Origin of the sequence: Streptomyces sp. NPDC058308 (assembly GCF_042880275.1) — a bacterium.
In the GTDB taxonomy this organism is placed as follows: domain Bacteria; phylum Actinomycetota; class Actinomycetes; order Streptomycetales; family Streptomycetaceae; genus Streptomyces.
In genome coordinates, this window is the sequence record NZ_JBHVZA010000008.1 from 114,254 (window position 1) to 129,655 (window position 15,402).

17 protein-coding genes are annotated in these 15,402 nt (G+C 72.0%); 9 read left to right on the plus strand and 8 right to left on the minus strand.

Annotation, left to right across the window (positions count from 1 at the left end; genetic code table 11):
• Positions 1-192: 192 nt before the first annotated feature.
• The 6 genes from ACFVYL_RS13620 to ACFVYL_RS13645 all read right to left on the minus strand — a co-directional run bounded on the left by ACFVYL_RS13620 (position 193) and on the right by ACFVYL_RS13645 (position 5,634).
• Positions 193-1,443 (minus strand): HD-GYP domain-containing protein, encoded by a 1,251-nt coding sequence (locus tag ACFVYL_RS13620; protein ID WP_389715247.1) that lies wholly within the window; start codon positions 1,441-1,443, stop codon positions 193-195.
• Positions 1,440-2,786 carry an HD-GYP domain-containing protein gene (locus tag ACFVYL_RS13625; protein WP_389715248.1) on the minus strand — a complete coding sequence of 449 codons (1,347 nt, stop codon included), beginning with the start codon at positions 2,784-2,786 and terminating at the stop codon, positions 1,440-1,442. The genes ACFVYL_RS13620 and ACFVYL_RS13625 overlap by 4 nt, the downstream gene beginning before the upstream one ends.
• Before the next feature lie 163 nt (positions 2,787-2,949).
• The gene (rsrA, locus tag ACFVYL_RS13630; RefSeq protein ID WP_389715250.1) at positions 2,950-3,270 is read right to left on the minus strand and encodes a mycothiol system anti-sigma-R factor; all 321 of its coding nucleotides are present in this window, start codon (positions 3,268-3,270) and stop codon (positions 2,950-2,952) included.
• Positions 3,267-3,950 carry a sigma-70 family RNA polymerase sigma factor gene (locus ACFVYL_RS13635; RefSeq protein WP_389715251.1) on the minus strand — a complete coding sequence of 228 codons (684 nt, stop codon included), beginning with the start codon at positions 3,948-3,950 and terminating at the stop codon, positions 3,267-3,269. Before ACFVYL_RS13635 ends, rsrA begins: the two co-directional genes overlap by 4 nt.
• 231 nt (positions 3,951-4,181) lie before the next feature.
• Entirely contained in the window at positions 4,182-4,817 is a 636-nt protein-coding gene (locus ACFVYL_RS13640) for an alpha/beta family hydrolase (RefSeq protein WP_389715252.1), read from the minus strand.
• 1 nt (position 4,818) lies between these two features.
• Positions 4,819-5,634, minus strand: a complete 816-nt coding sequence (locus ACFVYL_RS13645; RefSeq protein ID WP_389715254.1) for an SOS response-associated peptidase — start codon at positions 5,632-5,634, stop codon at positions 4,819-4,821.
• 49 nt (positions 5,635-5,683) lie between these two features.
• Between ACFVYL_RS13645 and ACFVYL_RS13650 the strand changes: the two genes are divergently transcribed.
• From ACFVYL_RS13650 to ACFVYL_RS13665, 4 genes are all read left to right on the plus strand, one after another.
• Positions 5,684-6,406 carry a M50 family metallopeptidase gene (locus ACFVYL_RS13650; protein ID WP_389715256.1) on the plus strand — a complete coding sequence of 241 codons (723 nt, stop codon included), beginning with the start codon at positions 5,684-5,686 and terminating at the stop codon, positions 6,404-6,406.
• 32 nt (positions 6,407-6,438) lie between these two features.
• Entirely contained in the window at positions 6,439-7,785 is a 1,347-nt protein-coding gene (aroA, locus tag ACFVYL_RS13655) for a 3-phosphoshikimate 1-carboxyvinyltransferase (protein ID WP_389715257.1), read from the plus strand.
• 17 nt (positions 7,786-7,802) lie between these two features.
• On the plus strand, positions 7,803-8,813 hold the full coding sequence (rsgA, locus tag ACFVYL_RS13660) for a ribosome small subunit-dependent GTPase A (RefSeq protein ID WP_389715258.1): 1,011 nt from the start codon (positions 7,803-7,805) through the stop codon (positions 8,811-8,813).
• A gap of 111 nt (positions 8,814-8,924) precedes the next feature.
• Positions 8,925-9,248 carry a DMT family transporter gene (locus ACFVYL_RS13665; RefSeq protein ID WP_389715260.1) on the plus strand — a complete coding sequence of 108 codons (324 nt, stop codon included), beginning with the start codon at positions 8,925-8,927 and terminating at the stop codon, positions 9,246-9,248.
• A gap of 19 nt (positions 9,249-9,267) precedes the next feature.
• Here ACFVYL_RS13665 and ACFVYL_RS13670 read toward each other — a convergent pair whose 3' ends face one another.
• Positions 9,268-9,876 carry a TetR/AcrR family transcriptional regulator gene (locus tag ACFVYL_RS13670; RefSeq protein WP_389715262.1) on the minus strand — a complete coding sequence of 203 codons (609 nt, stop codon included), beginning with the start codon at positions 9,874-9,876 and terminating at the stop codon, positions 9,268-9,270.
• A gap of 143 nt (positions 9,877-10,019) precedes the next feature.
• On the opposite strand from ACFVYL_RS13670, the gene hisN reads away from it, so the two are divergent.
• Entirely contained in the window at positions 10,020-10,820 is an 801-nt protein-coding gene (gene hisN, locus ACFVYL_RS13675) for a histidinol-phosphatase (protein WP_389715263.1), read from the plus strand.
• A 247-nt stretch (positions 10,821-11,067) separates the two neighbouring features.
• Positions 11,068-11,469 carry a cyclic nucleotide-binding/CBS domain-containing protein gene (locus ACFVYL_RS13680; RefSeq protein ID WP_389715264.1) on the plus strand — a complete coding sequence of 134 codons (402 nt, stop codon included), beginning with the start codon at positions 11,068-11,070 and terminating at the stop codon, positions 11,467-11,469.
• An 81-nt stretch (positions 11,470-11,550) separates the two neighbouring features.
• Here ACFVYL_RS13680 and ACFVYL_RS13685 read toward each other — a convergent pair whose 3' ends face one another.
• The gene (locus ACFVYL_RS13685; RefSeq protein WP_389715265.1) at positions 11,551-13,002 is read right to left on the minus strand and encodes a catalase; all 1,452 of its coding nucleotides are present in this window, start codon (positions 13,000-13,002) and stop codon (positions 11,551-11,553) included.
• A gap of 144 nt (positions 13,003-13,146) precedes the next feature.
• On the opposite strand from ACFVYL_RS13685, the gene ACFVYL_RS13690 reads away from it, so the two are divergent.
• The 3 genes from ACFVYL_RS13690 (at position 13,147) to ACFVYL_RS13700 (ending at position 15,389) form a co-directional block, all read left to right on the plus strand.
• Positions 13,147-13,563, plus strand: a complete 417-nt coding sequence (locus tag ACFVYL_RS13690) for a Fur family transcriptional regulator (RefSeq protein ID WP_389715266.1) — start codon at positions 13,147-13,149, stop codon at positions 13,561-13,563.
• A 171-nt stretch (positions 13,564-13,734) separates the two neighbouring features.
• Positions 13,735-14,520, plus strand: coding sequence for an ABC transporter ATP-binding protein (locus tag ACFVYL_RS13695; RefSeq protein ID WP_389715267.1), 786 nt, complete (start codon positions 13,735-13,737; stop codon positions 14,518-14,520).
• Entirely contained in the window at positions 14,517-15,389 is an 873-nt protein-coding gene (locus tag ACFVYL_RS13700; protein ID WP_389715268.1) for an ABC transporter permease, read from the plus strand. The genes ACFVYL_RS13695 and ACFVYL_RS13700 overlap by 4 nt, the downstream gene beginning before the upstream one ends.
• Positions 15,390-15,402 lie beyond the last annotated feature (13 nt).

Sequence of the window (15,402 nt, forward strand, 5' to 3'; positions counted from 1 at the left end):
GCCTGTTTCCCGCCTGCCACGTCAATTCGCAGTCTCGTCTCGATCGGGCGCGGCGTCGGGTCCGTACCCCCGTGCACCCTCTTCTTCGCATCCAACCACGTACGGTCGGACAGCCGCTCATTACCCATGGGTTACCCAGCTGGACCCGAGGTAAGGCCCGCCGGTCCCCCGGCTCCACCCTGGCCCGGGACCCTAAGGGCCGCCTCGCCCGTCCCTGGACAGCACCCTGGCCAGCGACTCCACGACCTCCGGCTGGTAGTCGTGGCCGGTGGCCAGGCGCAGCCTCTCCAGGGCCTGGAGGGGCCCGTCGAGCGCCCCCGAGGGTCCTTCTCCCCGCGCCATCTCGTCGTACGCGTTCGCGGCCCGCACAATTCGCGCGGTGAGCGGCTGTTCGCGGTACGGATCGGCCTGGCGCTCCACGACGACGGCGACGGCGGCGTCCACCCCGGTCTGCCGTACGACGGCGCCGCCGAGCAGGGCTATTCGGCGCTGTTCCGCCTCCGGCAGCGCGGCCGTGGCGCCCTCGGGGACGGGGTCGACGAGGGAGAGCTGGCCGATGTCGTGCATCAGGGCGGCGTGCTCCAGGACGGTGAGATCCGACGCGGAGAGCCCGAGGTCCCGGCCCACGGCCCGGCTCAGCCCCGCCACGCGGTGGGCGTGGCCCTGCGGGGTGTACCCGGCGATCTCGGTGGCCCTGGCCAGGGAGGCCATGGTCTGCCGGTAGGTCGCCCGCACGGCCGCGTACCGCCGGAAGGACAGCTGGGTGAGGAGCAGCGGCAGGCTGAAGACGGGCAGCGCCCACAGGCCCGCCACGGCCACCGAGAGCGCCATGACGGCGCCCGTCGCGCAGACGGCGGAACCGATGCCGAGCGTCGCGCGCAGCTCCTCGCGCAGCAGCGGTCCGAACGGCCACCGGGTGCGGGCACGCGCGGTCAGGGCGGCGAGAACGGCGTCACAGAGCGCGGTGAGGACCAGCAGGGCGACGATGACGAGCGCGAAGTACGGCCCGTGCCCGACCCACTCCCCCAACTTGCCGGAGTTGTAGAGGGGTTGGAAGCAGGCGGCGGCGAAGCCGACGGTCAGCACCCGGCGGGCGATGTGGTCGGGCGTGCCCCCGCGGCCGAGTGCCACGTGCGGCACCGCGCCCACCAGGGCCGCCGCGACGACCACGGCGATCACCTGCGGCACCCCGTGGTGCGTGGCCCGCCCGGCGTTCTCGCCGAGCAGGGCGTACGCCAGGGCCCCCGCGGCGCCGAGCGGCGCGGACTCCCGGCCCTGCCCGCTCCCCCACCGGGCCAGCTCCCCGAGAGCGATCAGCACCCCGAAGGCGAGCGCGATCCGGCCCTCGGTGATGCCGTGCCAGAGGGTCCAGGCCAGGGCGGCGAGGGCCCCGAGAGCGGCCAGCCAGACGACGGTCGGGGGCAGGCGCGCCGGGGCCTTCACCGGGCCGCCGAGCGGGAGACCGCGGGGGTGGCGGGGGCGGCACCGGCAGGCACGTTTCCGCCCTGGTCCGGCACGTCGGCCGTGACCTCGGGGTGCCAGCCGTGCCGCTCCAGGGCGCGCGCGAGGGCGCCGACCATCTCGGGGTCGAACTGCGCCCCGGCGCACCGCGAGAGCTCGGCCACGGCGGCCTCGACGGGCCTGGCCCGCCGGTAGGACCGGGTGGAGGTCATGGCGTCGAAGGCGTCGGCCACCGCGACGACCCGCGCGCACTGGGGAATCTGCGGCCCGGTGAGGCCGTACGGGTACCCGCTGCCGTCGACGCGCTCGTGGTGGTGCAGGATCGCGGCCCGCGCCTCGCCGAGGAAGCCGATGCCGCGCACCATCTCGTGCCCGTACTCGGGGTGCAGCTCGATGATGCGCCGCTCCTTCGGGGTCAGCGGCCCGTCCTTCCTCAACAGCCGTGTGGGGACGCCGAGTTTGCCGACGTCGTGCAGGATCCCGGCGAACCGCAGGACCTCGACGCGCTCGTCGTCCATGCCCAGTTCGCGCGCGATCATCACGGAGGCGCGGCCGACCCGCTCGCTGTGCCCGCGGGTGTACTTGTCCTTGATGTCGACGGCCTGCACCAGGGCCCGGATCGTGGCCTGGTGGGCGGCCCGCTCGCGGTGGTACTGCGCGAAGGCCCAGCAGGAGACGCCCATCGGGAGCAGCACGAGGAGGGCGGCGGGCGGGCCGTACGGGCTGGCCCAGAGCACGGCCATCATCAGCCCGGCCAGGCCGTGCACGGCGACGGGCGCGAGCGAGCGCAGGAAGAGGCCACGCCAGGCGGTCCTTGCGGGCAGGCGCTCGGCGGTCACGAGGATGCCGCCGTCCAGCACGGTGAGCACTCCGGAGAAGGCGAGCACGGCGGCTCCGGCGGGCGCGAGGACGTACGGGAAGTCGGGCGCGGCACCGGCCGCGGGGCCGCCAAGCGCGCCGTACACCCACGCCGACGCCCAGGCGGCCAGGGCGAGTTGGGCGGCGCGCCAGAGGCGGCGCACCCGTCGGGGCTGCCGGTCGACGCGGGCGAGCAGGGCGCCCGGCAGGGCCACGAGGGCGGCGGCGGGCGGCGGCAGCAGGAACACCGCGGCGAGCAGTACGGGGAAGAAGGTGCCGAGGCCGCGCGGGACGCGGCGCCCGAGGGAGCGGCACCGCGTGATCTGCTCGCAGCCGGCGAAGAGCGCGGCCAGGAGCAGGACGGCGGGCCACGACGGGCGGGTGCTCGGCGTGGGCACGGCGCAGGCGGCGCCCGCCAGGGCGACGCACAGGATGTAGACGCGGGCCCGCGCCGGCACCGACCGCATGGAGCTCTCCTCCCCGTTCCAGGTCCGGAGACTAGAACGGGTACCCCGCGGTCAGCGCTCGGCTGCCGTTAATTAGCACGTTCGAGTGACGCAGGAGGAGAACGGGACGGACTGGACCGCCGGACGGCGTCCGACGGTCAACCGCCGGTCGTCAAGCGGGTGTTCAGGCCTCCGAGGCCGACACGTCCCGGGGGAGGTCCTGCGTGACGTCCTGGTCGGGCACGGCCTGCCCGGAGCGGATGAGGTCGATGCGTCCCATGACCTTGGCCCGCAGGTCGACGGGGACGTCGTCCTGGCCGCAGCAGCGCTTCACCAGCTTCTTGACCGCCTGCTCGAGGCCGTACTTCTCCAGGCACGGAGAGCACTCCTCGAAGTGCGTCTCGAACTTGTTGCAGTCGCTGTCCGGCATCTCGTGGTCCAGGAACTCATAGAGATGGTCCAGGACCTCACTGCAGTCAGTCTCGTGCGGCTCTCCGCAGCTCATGAGCCCGAGCCTTTCGTTCCGTTCGACTCCCCGGCACCCGCCGGGACGAGCCCGCGCTCGCGGGCGTAGTCCTCCAGCATGCCGCGCAGTTGGCGACGGCCCCGGTGCAGTCGGGACATGACCGTACCGATGGGTGTCCCCATAATGTCCGCGATCTCCTTGTACGCAAAGCCCTCTACGTCGGCCAGATAGACGGCGATGCGGAACTCCTCAGGGATCGCCTGCAGCGCCCGCTTCACGTCCGAGTCCGGCAGGTGGTCGAGCGCCTGCGACTCGGCGGAGCGCAGACCGGTGGACATGTGCGACTCGGCACGTGCGAGCTGCCAGTCCTCGATCTCCTCGGCGGCGCTGCGCTGCGGCTCGCGCTGCTTCTTGCGGTACGAGTTGATGAACGTGTTCGTGAGGATGCGGTACAGCCAGGCCTTGAGGTTGGTGCCCTCGCGGAACTGGTGGAACGACGCGTACGCCTTCGCGTAGGTCTCCTGCACCAGGTCCTCCGCGTCCGCCGGGTTGCGCGTCATGCGCAGCGCCGCCGAGTACATCTGGTCGAGGAACGTCAGGGCGTCCCGCTCGAAGCGGGCCGAGCGCTCCGCGGCCGTCTCGGACTTCTCGGCACTCTCTCGGGGCTGCTCCGCCTGGCCGTGCTCGGCCCCTGCGTCGGTCCCAGTGACCGGACCCACCTCCTCCAACGACGTGGTGGGGCCGAATGCAGCCCCACTCGAATCGGAGGATAGACGACGATCCATACCGCGCGCCGCCCGAATAGTTGCGTTTTTGGGTGCGCTCAGCACCGTCCACTCCAGGTCAGAGGCGCTGGAGCGGTTCGGGCAGATGGTCGAACCCATGCGGCGGACTCCCTCTCGTACGAGCAGCTACCGACGGCGTTCACCGTCTGTCCGCCACAACAGGGGTCAGCCGCTCAGCATTCCCGTCCAACGCGTCACAGCGTCCGTGATGCGCTTCACTGCCTGGTCCTGTCCGATGTCCGCGCGCTTGGGCACGGCGAAGCCGTGGTCCCCGTACGGGATCTCCACGAGCTCGTACGTCCCTTCGGGGAATTCGGCGGGCCTGCCGAAGGGGTCGTTGCCGCCCTGTACGACGAGGGTGGGCACGCCCGCGCCGAGCAGTTCGCCGGCGCGGGTCTTCTCGGGCCTGCCCGGGGGGTGCAGCGGAAAGCTGAGGGCGAGGACGGCTGCGGCGCCCAGCTCGGTGGCGGTGCGGCAGGCGACGCGGGCGCCCGCGCTGCGGCCGCCGGAGATCACCGGGAGGCCCTTCTTCTCCAGTGCGGGCCAGATGCCGCGCCACCCGGCGTCGAGCGTCTTCGGCGCGGGCGCCACCTTCTTGCCCGCGACCCGCCAGGGCTGTTCGACGAGGGCGACGCTCACGCCGTGCGCGGGCAGGACGGCCGCGATGGCCTGGAGGTCGCGGGCCTCGACGCCGCCGCCGGCGCCGTGGCCGACGGCCAGCAGCAGGCGGGCCTTCCGCGCCGGGTGCCAGGTGATCCTGGCCACACCGGCGTCGGTCTCGACTGTCTCGCTCTTGGTCACGTCAGAAGAGTGTGCCCTCTTCGGGACCGTCCAGCTCCTTCAGCAGCTCCGGGCCGTTGTTGCGGACGTTGCTGACGGCAGTGGACACCGGATAGGCCCGCATCAGGCCGTGCGGCGGCGGCTCCAGGAGGGTGCGCAGGTCCTCGGCGTCCGTACGGGACGGGTCGAGCCAGGCGTCCCAGCGGTCCGGCGTCAGCATCAGCGGCATGCGCGGGTGGATGTCCGCGAGCGCGCGCGGGCCCTCGTCGGGGGCGACCGCGAGGGGCGCGGTCTCCGCCTCCGTGGTGATCACCGTGCACGTCACCCACCAGGCCAGAGGGTGCTCGTCGGGCAGGGTCTTGTCCCGCCAGAACTCGTAGAGCCCTGCCATGGCGAAGACCGAGCCGTCGGCGGGGGTCACGAAGTAGGGCTGCTTGCGCGGCCGCTTCTTCTTGCCCTCGACCTCCAGCTGCCGCTCCTCGGGCGCGGTCACCCACTCGTAATAACCGTCGGCCGGGACGACGCAGCGCCGGGAGGCGAAGGCGCGGCGGTAGGACGGCTTCTCGTGCACGGTCTCGGCGCGGGCGTTGATCATCCGCGCGCCGCCCTCGGGCGTCTTGGACCAGGAAGGGACGAGGCCCCACTTCAGTGTGCGGAGCTGGCGAACCGGACGCGGGTCGTCGGCGTCTTTCAGGGGACGGTCGAGGATCGCGTAGACCTCTTTCGTGGGCGCCACGTTGTAATCGGGGGCCAGGACCTCCGCCGGCTCCCACTTCTCGATCCCGAAGATTCCCGCGAGATCCTCGGGCCCACGACTGGATGCATACCGTCCGCACATACGTGCCAGACTGCCAGACCGCGCACGACCCGAGGGAGCCGTCCCAGTAATGGAAAGCACCGCCAACGCCAGCCTGACCGACCTCTGGGACCGGGTGTTCGGCACGCAGTCGGCGCCCGAGCAGTGGCTGGTCATAGCCGCCGGCGTCGTCGCCCTGGCCGTCGTCGTCCCGCACAACGTCTGGCGCCTCGCCCGCAACGCCATCACCATCGCGCACGAGGGCGGCCACGGCCTGGTCGCCCTGCTCACCGGGCGCCGCCTCGACGGCATCCGGCTGCACTCCGACACCTCGGGCCTGACGGTCTCGCGCGGCAAGCCCTCCGGGCCCGGCATGATCCTCACCGCGGCCGCGGGCTACACCGCGCCGCCGCTGCTTGGCCTCGGCGGGGCGGCGCTGCTCGCCGCCGGGCACATCACGGCGTTCCTGTGGCTCGCGACCGCGCTGCTCGTCGTGATGCTGGTGATGATCCGCAACGCGTACGGCGCCCTGACGGTGATCCTCACCGGCGGCACCTTCCTGATCGTCTCCTGGCTCGCCGACACCGACGTGCAGGCGGCGTTCGCGTACGCGGTGGTGTGGTTCCTGCTCCTGGGCGGCGTACGTCCCGCCTTCGAGCTGCAGTCCAAGCGCAGGCGCGGCGGAGCGGGCGACTCGGACGCGGACCAGCTCTCGCGGCTCACCCACGTCCCCGCGGGACTCTGGCTCTTCCTCTTCCACGCCGTCTCGCTCTGCTCCCTGATGGGCGGGGCCCGCTGGCTCCTCGACGTCTGAGCAAGGTCCCTGACAGGCCCTAAAGTGAGGGCATGACCGCAACTCCGGCGCACACCGCCCTCTGGCCCGCCCCGCACGCACGCGGAGCCGTCACCGCGACGGTCCACGTCCCCGGTTCGAAATCGGTCACCAACCGTGCGCTGGTCCTGGCCTCCCTGGCCGCCGAGCCCGGCTGGCTGCGCCGCCCGCTGCGCTCCCGCGACACCCTGCTGATGGCGGGCGCCCTGCGCGCCATGGGCGTCGGCATCGAGGAGACGGTGTCGTCGAGCTCCGCCGTCGCCGGGGGCTCGGACACCTCCGGCGAGGCCTGGCGCGTGATCCCCTCGCGTCTGCACGGCCCGTCCGCGGTCGACGTCGGCAACGCCGGTACGGTCATGCGCTTCCTGCCCCCGGTGGCCGCCCTCGCCGACGGCCCGATCCGCTTCGACGGCGACCCCCGCTCGTACGAGCGCCCCCTGCACGGTGTCATCGACGCCCTGCGCGTGCTCGGCGCCCGCATCGACGACACGGACGGCAGCCGCGGCGCGCTGCCCCTGACCGTGCACGGCGGCGGCGCCCTGGAGGGTGGCCGGGTCGAGATCGACGCCTCGTCCTCCTCGCAGTTCGTGAGCGCCCTGCTGCTCTCGGGCCCCCGCTTCAACCAGGGCGTGGAGGTGCGGCACGTGGGCGGCGCGCTGCCGTCCATGCCGCACATCCGGATGACGGTCGACATGCTCCGCGCCGTCGGCGCGCAGGTGGACACCCCGGAGGCGGGTGGCGAGCCGAACGTGTGGCGGGTCGCCCCCGGCGCCCTGCTCGGCCGCGACCTGACCATCGAGCCCGACCTGTCGAACGCCCAGCCGTTCCTCGCCGCGGCCCTGGTCACCGGCGGCACGGTCACGATCCCCGACTGGCCCGCCCACACCACGCAGCCCGGCGACGCGCTGCGCCAGATCTTCACCGAGATGGGCGGCTCCTGCGAACTGACCGAGCAGGGCCTGGTGTTCACCGGCTCCGGATCGGTGCACGGCCTGGACGTGGACCTGAGCGAGGTCGGCGAGCTCACCCCCGGCATCGCGGCGGTCGCGGCCCTCGCGGACTCCCCCTCGACGCTGCGCGGCGTCGCCCACCTGCGCCTGCACGAGACGGACCGCCTGGCCGCGCTCACCAAGGAGATCAACGAACTGGGCGGTGACGTCACCGAGACCGCCGACGGCCTGCACATCCGGCCGCGCCGACTGCACGGCGGCATCTTCCACACCTATGACGACCACCGCATGGCGACCGCGGGCGCGATCATCGGCCTCGCGGTGGACGGTGTACAGATCGAGAACGTCGGGACGACGGCGAAGACGCTCCCCGACTTCCCCGACCTGTGGACCGGGATGCTCGGGAACTGACGGGCGGATCGAGAGCCATGCGCCGCTACGGCAAGAACCCCGACGAGGACGACATCCGCGTCCGCCCCAACCGCAAGGGCAACCGCCCCCGTACCCACATCAGGCCCAAGCACGAGGACGCCACCGAGGGCATGGTCCTCACCGTCGACCGGGGCCGGCTGACCGTCCTGGTCGACGACCGGATCGTGATGGCCATGAAGGCCCGCGAGCTGGGCCGCAAGGCCGCCGTGGTCGGTGACAGGGTCGCGGTCGTCGGAGACCTGTCCGGCAAGAAGGACACGCTCGCGCGGATCGTGCGGATCGCGGAGCGCACCTCCGTCCTGCGGCGCACCGCGGACGACGACGACCCCTACGAGCGGGTGGTCGTCGCCAACGCCGACCAGCTCGCCATCGTCACGGCGCTCGCCGACCCCGAGCCGCGTCCGCGCCTCATCGACCGGTGCGTCGTGGCGGCGTACGACGGCGGTCTGGAGCCGATCCTCGTCCTCACCAAGTCGGACCTGGCCTCCGCCGACAAGATCCTGGAGACGTACTCCACCCTCGACATCCCCTATGTGGTCACCAGCCGCGAGGAGTTCACCGACGGCGCGGAGCTCGCGCGCGTCCACGAACTGCTCGACGGCAAGGTCACCGCCTTCGTGGGGCACTCGGGGGTCGGCAAGACGACGCTCGTCAACGCGCTCGTACCCGAGGCGCGGCGGCGCACGACCGGGCACGTCAACGCGGTCACGGGCCGCGGCAGGCACACCACCACCTCCGCCCTCGCGCTCCCCCTGGAGGGCTCGGGGGGCTGGGTGATCGACACGCCGGGCGTGCGGTCGTTCGGGCTCCACCACGTCGACCCCTCCCGCGTCATCCTCGCCTTCCCCGACCTGGAGCCGGGGACGGCGGACTGCCCGCGCGGCTGCAGCCACGACGAGAAGGACTGCGCCCTGGACGCCTGGGTCGCGGGGGGCCACGCGGATCCGGCGCGCCTCTATTCGCTGCGCCGCCTGCTCGCCACGCGGGAGCGGCACGACGGCGACTGACCTCCCCGTTGTTTGCGCCGCGACGGCAAAGGTAAATGCATAATCGCACCAAGCCGGATTCAAGCCAGACGAAGCGGCCGCGGATCGTGGACGAGTACGGGAGGCAAGGACATGGCGTGGCTGCTGGTCATCGTCGCGGGGATCCTCGAGACCGGCTTCGCGGTCTGCCTGAAGCTGTCGCACGGCTTCACCCGGCTCTGGCCCACGATCGCGTTCGCCTGCTTCGCCCTCGGCAGCTTCGGCCTGCTGACCCTCGCCCTGCGGAAGCTGGACGTGGGTCCGGCGTACGCGGTCTGGACGGGGATCGGCGCCGCGGGCACCGCGATCTACGGCATGATCTTCCTCGACGACCTGGTCTCCACGCTGAAGATCGTCTCGATCTCCTTCGTCATCATCGGCGTGATCGGCCTGCAGCTCTCCGGCTCGACGCACTGACAGCACTGACCCGGGCCGACTAGGGCCGCACGCCCACCCAGCGCCCGATGGCCCCGCGGACCAGTTCCGCGGGGTCGTCGTCGTTCCCGGCGGGCGCGACGACGTACGACAGGGCGAGGCGGACGGCGCTCTCGCAGGCGAGGGCGAGTTCGGGGTCCCTGGTCCGGCCCCGGCCGCCGAGCGCGAGGACCGCCCGGTCCCTGACGAGCGCGAGCAGCTCCGCGGCGGAGGGCACCCCCGCGTCCGCGCGGCGCTGCGCGGGCACCGGCGAGGTGGACCCGCCGACCCGGCTCGGCGCGGGCAGCCGCTCGCCCCAGCAGTCGGTCAGCGCGGCCCGCACCAGCGCGTTGGCGCGGGCGGCGCCCACGGTCCACGCGGCCACGGCGGCGAGCCGCTCGGCGGGCTCGCGCTCCTGCGCGAGGGCCCGCTCGACGCCGTGCAGATAGCCGTCGGTCTCGCGGCGGAGCAGGGCGCGGGCGAGGCCGTCCTTGCTGCCGAACTCGTTGTAGAGGGTCTGCCGGGAGACCCCGGCGCTCGCCGCCACGTCGACCATGCGGACGCCGGGCCACGGCCGCCGCGCGAGCGCCGTGTACGCCGCGTCAAGTAAGGATTCCCGTGCTGCAGGCATCGTCGCCTCCCCGGGCCCGAAACGGCTCCCGTGCCAGAGTTGACGCGCTCGGCAGCACTGTCAATAGTTCCGGCGATGGCACGGGTGAGCGCCCGCGACCCGGCCCTGTGGATCGTGCTGAACGAGATCGATACTGTTCACCCATGCCCGACTACCACGATGATCTGCGTCTCGCCCACGTCCTCGCGGACACCGCCGACGCCGCGACCATGGACCGGTTCAAGGCCCTCGACCTGAAGGTCGAGACCAAGCCGGACATGACACCGGTGAGCGAGGCCGACAAGGCGGCCGAGGAGCTGATCCGTGGCAACCTCCAGCGGGCCAGGCCGCGTGACGCGATCCTCGGCGAGGAGTACGGCGTCGAGGGCACGGGACCGCGCCGCTGGGTGATCGACCCGATCGACGGCACCAAGAACTACGTACGCGGCGTGCCGGTCTGGGCCACCCTGATCTCTCTGATGGAGGCGGGCGAGGGCGGCTACCAGCCGGTGGTCGGCGTGGTGTCGGCGCCCGCGCTCGGGCGCCGCTGGTGGGCGGCGAAGGGCGGCGGCGCCTACACGGGGCGCTCGCTCAGCTCGGCGACCCGGCTGCAGGTCTCCAAGGTCTCGCGGCTCTCGGACGCCTCACTGGCGTACTCCTCGCTCACCGGCTGGGAGGAGCAGGGCCGCCTCGACGGCTTCCTGGACCTGACGCGCGCGGTCTGGCGCACCCGCGGCTACGGCGACTTCTGGCCGTACATGATGGTCGCCGAGGGCGCGGTCGACATCTGCGCGGAGCCGGAGCTCTCGCTCTGGGACATGGCGGCGACCGCGATCGTGGTGACGGAGGCGGGCGGCACCTTCACCGGCCTCGACGGCAGGCCGGGACCGCACAGCGGCAATGCGGCGGCCTCGAACGGCGTGCTCCACGACGAACTGCTCGGCTACCTCAACCAGCGGTACTGAGGGCGCGGCCCGCGCCACCGAGGACCGGGTCGGCGCTCGCCGGGGTCGCGGTCCGCACCGGCGCGTGGGCCCGGACCGCACACGCCCTGAACTGACCGCACGCGCCCCCTTGCTGCCCTCCGGTGTGGCTGCGACTCTATGAGTCCCCCCACTTGTGAACTTGTGAATCCCTTCTCCAAGCCGGTAGCGGAGGCAATCCTTCGCCCACCGGGAGACCGAGGATTCGCCAAGGAGGTGGCTCACGCCCATGCTCGTCCGCGACGCCATGAGCTCGATGGTCCTCACCATCGGCCCCGCCCACACCCTCCGTCAGGCCGCCCGGCTGATGTCGGCGCGCCGCGTCGGCGCCGCAGTGGTCCTCGACCCCGACACCTACGGACTCGGCATCCTGACCGAACGCGACATCCTCGTCTCCCTCGGCCTCGGCCAGGATCCGGACCAGGAGACCGCAGGCACGCACACCACGACGGACGTCGTCTTCGCCTGCCCCTCGTGGACCCTGGAGGACGCCGCGGACGCCATGTCGCACGGCGGCTTCCGGCACCTCATCGTCATGGACCGGAACGAGCCGACCGGGATCGTCTCGGTCCGCGACATCATCCGCTGCTGGGCGCCGGTGCGGCGCGCGGCGGCCACCGTGGCGGGCTGACATACGGCGGCTGGCATACGGCGGCGGGCCGGTCCCCGAGGGGATCCGGCCCGTCGCTCATCCACGGCAAGTGGCGCAGGGTCAGCCGCGCAGGGCCTGGACCGCGGCCTCCAGCCGCTTGCCGAAGTCACCGTCGGCCTGACGGAAGTTGTCGATCGCGCGCTCGGCTATGTCCTCGCGCGAGACCTTGGCGATGAAGCCCGACAGGTTCTCGACCAGGCGGTTCTTCTCGTCCTCGGACATCAGGCGGTAGAGGTTGCCCGCCTGTACGAAGTCGTTGTCCTCGGCGTGGACGGCCGGCGCGTGGTTGCCGGTGGAGCCCGTGACCGGGATCGGCTGCCACAGCGGCCGGCCCGTCTGGGCCGGGCCGCCGAAGCTGTTCGGCTCGTAGTTCTTCGCGCCCTTGTGACGGCCGTCGTACAGGAAGCCGTCACGCGAGTTGGTGCGCGCCTCGGTGGCGTGCGGGCGGTTCACCGGCAGGTGGTCGGCGTTGATGCCGACGCGGTAGCGGTGGGCGTCGCCGTAAGCGAAGAGGCGGCCCTGCAGCATCTTGTCGGGGGACGGGCCGATGCCCGGCACGAAGTGGGCGGGCGAGAAGATGGCCTGCTCCACCTCGGCGAAGATGTTCTCCGGGTTGCGGTTGAGCTCCAGCTTGCCGATCTCGATCGGCGGGTAGTCCGCGTGCGGCCACACCTTGGTGAGGTCGAACGGGTTGAAGCGGTAGTTCGCCGCGTCCGCCGCCGGCATGATCTGCACCTGTACGGACCAGGACGGGAAGTCGCCGCGCTCGATGGCCTCGCGCAGGTCGCGCTGGTGGGAGTCGGGGTCCTCACCGGCGAGCTTGTTGGCCTCGTCCTGGGTGAGGTTCTTGATCCCCTGGTCGGTCTTGAAGTGGTACTTGACCCAGAAGACCTCGCCGGCCTCGTTGTTCCACTGGAAGGTGTGCGAGCCGAAGCCGTCCATGTGGCGGTACGAGGCAGGGATGCCGCGGTCGCCGAACAGCCAGGTCACCTGATGGGTGCTCTCCGGGCTGAGGCCCCAGAAGTCCCAGACGTTGTCCGCCTCCTGCGAGCCCGAGTAGGGGTCCCGCTTCTGGGTGTGGATGAAGTCGGGGAACTTGATGGCGTCCCGGATGAAGAAGACCGGGGTGTTGTTGCCGACGAGGTCGTAGTTGCCCTCTTCGGTGTAGAACTTCAGCGCCCAGCCGCGCGGGTCGCGCACCGCGTCGGCCGCGCCGAGGTTTCCGGCCACGGTGGAGAAGCGCAGGAACGTCTCGGTCTGCTTGCCGACCTCGGAGAGGAACTTCGCACGCGTCCACTGCGAGACGTCGCGGGTCAGCGTGAAGGTGCCGTACGCACCGGCGCCGCGGGCGTGCACGATCCGCTCCGGGATCCGCTCGCGGTTGAAGTGGGCGAGCTTCTCGAGCAGCGCCTGGTCCTGCACCAGGACCGGACCGTCGACGCCCGCGGTCTCGCTGTTCTGGTTGTCGGCGACCGGTGCCCCGGCCTCCGTGGTGAGCGGTCCCTGCGTCACGTGCGCCTCCTGCGTCATTCCTGCAAGTCCTGTCCCTTGGCGTTTTCCGTACTCGATCCTACGATGGACTTTGTCTAAGTCAAGCGACGATCCAAAGTCACATCCGTTCGGGACTGAGGTCCCCCGCCTGTTAGGCTGGCTCACATGAGTGACCTGTTGGAACGACTGCGCGGACGCGGCTGGCGCATGACCGCGCAGCGGCGCGTCGTGGCCGAGGTCCTCGACGGGGACCACGTCCACCTCACCGCGGACGAGGTGCACGCCCGCGCCACGGACAAGCTGCCCGAGATCTCCCGGGCGACCGTCTACAACACCCTGGGCGAGCTGGTGACCCTCGGTGAGATCCTCGAAGTCTCGACGGACCGCCGCGCCAAGCGGTACGACCCGAACGCGCACCGCCCCCACCAGCACCTGGTCTGCGCGCGCTGCGGCACCATCCGCGACGTGCACCCCACGGGCAACCCCCTGAGCACCCTCCCCGACTCGGAGCGCTTCGGCTTCACGATCGAGGACGTCGAGGTCACGTACCGCGGCGTCTGCCCGAACTGCGCGGCCGCGTAAGCACTTTCCCGTACGTCACGAAGGGGTCCGGCACCGCTCTCGGTGCCGGACCCCTTCGGCGTACCCCCGGAACCGGCGGATCCCGGCCACGGCGCACCTCTTCCAAGATCTGACGCACCGTCATATTCTCTGCGGCGCCCGCCGTCCGCCTGCCCTCCGCGAGGAGAAGCCGTGGAAGCTCCGCACCCGCCGCACCCCAAACTCCGCGCCCGCGCAGTGACCAGAACCTTCGGCCGAGCCGCCGGGGCGGTGCACGCCCTCGGCCCCGTCGACCTGGACGTCGCCCCCGGCGAGTTCACCTGCGTCGTCGGCCCCTCCGGCTGCGGGAAGTCGACCCTGCTCCGCATCGCCGCCGGCCTGCTGCGACCCAGCTCGGGCGAACTGGGCATCCGCACCGCCGCCCGCCACCCCGTCGCGATGATCTTCCAGGACTACGGCATCTACGACTGGAAGACCGTGCAGGCCAACGTACGTTTCGGCCTGGACATCCAGAAGACCCCCCGCCGCGAGGCGAACGCCCGCGCCACGGCCTGGCTGACCCGCATGGGCCTCGCCGACTTCGCCGACGCCTACCCCGCCGCCCTCTCCGGCGGCATGCGCCAGCGCGTCGCGATAGCCCGCGCCCTGGCCGTGGAACCCGAGATCCTCCTCATGGACGAGCCGTTCGCCGCGCTCGACGCCCAGCTCCGCACGATCCTCCAGGACGAACTCCTCGCCCTCACCCAGACCACCCGCACCACGACCCTGTTCATCACGCACAGCCTCGAAGAGGCGATCGTCCTCGGCGACCGTGTCCTGGTGATGTCGGCCCGGCCCGGCCGCATCATCGCCGAGCGCCGCCCGCCGTTCCCGCGCCCCCGCCGCGGCGAGGTCCGCGCGGCACCCGAATTCACCGCACTGAAGAGCGAGTTGTGGGAGCTGCTGCGCGCCGAGGTCGGCACGGCGGCGGCCGCATGACCACCGCCACCGGCAAGAGCCCCGCCCCGCGGGAAGAGGTGCTGGTCAGAAGGCCCGGCCCGCAAGAGCTCCACCCCGTCCGCGCCCATCGCCGCCGCCGGGCCCTTGAGCTGTCGCTCGCCGCGGGCGTGCCCGTCGCCCTGATTCTGCTGTGGCAGCTCGCCGCCGTCAGCGGCTGGATCGACGACCGCGTCTACCCCGCGCCGCAGACCATCCTGGAGGACGGCTGGCAGCGCGCCGCGGACGGCGATCTGTGGCCGGATGTGTGGGCCACGCTCAAGCGCGTGCTCGCCGGGTACGCGATCGGCACGGTCGCCGGGTACGCGCTCGGCCTCCTGATGGGCTCGCTCTCCGTCGTGCGCGCCGCCCTCGAACCCACCCTCGACGCGCTGTACGTGGTCCCGAAACTGGCGCTCCTGCCCGTCTTCCTGAACATGTTCGGCCTCGGCGAGGGCCCGCAGATCGCCCTCGTCGCCGCGACGGTCTTCTTCTTCGTCTGGATATCGACGATGGCGGCGGTCCTCGCCGTCCCCTCCGGCCACCGCGACGCGGGCCAGGTCTTCGGCGCCACGCCCTGGCAGATGTTCCGCCACGTTCTGCTGCCCGCCTCGCTGCCCGCCGTGCTGGTCGGCGCGCGGATCGCCGCGGGCGTCGCGGTCCTGGTCATCGTCGCCTCGGAGCAGATCGCGGCGGCGGACGGCCTGGGCCACCTCATCTTCGACTCGCGCGCCCTCTTCCAGAACGACGTGATGTTCGTCGGCATCGTCTGTGTCGCCGTGCTCGGCGTCGTCTTCTCCGAACTGGTGCGGCTCGCGGGCCGGTTGCTCACCCCCTGGGCACCGCGCGACCGCGGCCGAAGCCAGTCATGACCTCGCCCGACGT

Excerpts from the sequence above, each read along its gene's own strand:
- aroA (WP_389715257.1), top strand. The coding sequence starts at position 6,439 with ATGACCGCAACTCCGGCGCACACCGCCCTCTGGCCCGCCCCGCACGCA.
- rsgA (WP_389715258.1), top strand. The coding sequence starts at position 7,803 with ATGCGCCGCTACGGCAAGAACCCCGACGAGGACGACATCCGCGTCCGC.
- ACFVYL_RS13625 (WP_389715248.1), bottom strand. The coding sequence starts at position 2,786 with ATGCGGTCGGTGCCGGCGCGGGCCCGCGTCTACATCCTGTGCGTCGCC.
- ACFVYL_RS13650 (WP_389715256.1), top strand. The coding sequence starts at position 5,684 with ATGGAAAGCACCGCCAACGCCAGCCTGACCGACCTCTGGGACCGGGTG.
- rsrA (WP_389715250.1), bottom strand. The coding sequence starts at position 3,270 with ATGAGCTGCGGAGAGCCGCACGAGACTGACTGCAGTGAGGTCCTGGAC.
- ACFVYL_RS13700 (WP_389715268.1), top strand. The coding sequence starts at position 14,517 with ATGACCACCGCCACCGGCAAGAGCCCCGCCCCGCGGGAAGAGGTGCTG.
- ACFVYL_RS13680 (WP_389715264.1), top strand. The coding sequence starts at position 11,068 with ATGCTCGTCCGCGACGCCATGAGCTCGATGGTCCTCACCATCGGCCCC.
- ACFVYL_RS13670 (WP_389715262.1), bottom strand. The coding sequence starts at position 9,876 with ATGCCTGCAGCACGGGAATCCTTACTTGACGCGGCGTACACGGCGCTC.
- ACFVYL_RS13645 (WP_389715254.1), bottom strand. The coding sequence starts at position 5,634 with ATGTGCGGACGGTATGCATCCAGTCGTGGGCCCGAGGATCTCGCGGGA.
- hisN (WP_389715263.1), top strand. The coding sequence starts at position 10,020 with ATGCCCGACTACCACGATGATCTGCGTCTCGCCCACGTCCTCGCGGAC.
- ACFVYL_RS13690 (WP_389715266.1), top strand. The coding sequence starts at position 13,147 with ATGAGTGACCTGTTGGAACGACTGCGCGGACGCGGCTGGCGCATGACC.
- ACFVYL_RS13665 (WP_389715260.1), top strand. The coding sequence starts at position 8,925 with ATGGCGTGGCTGCTGGTCATCGTCGCGGGGATCCTCGAGACCGGCTTC.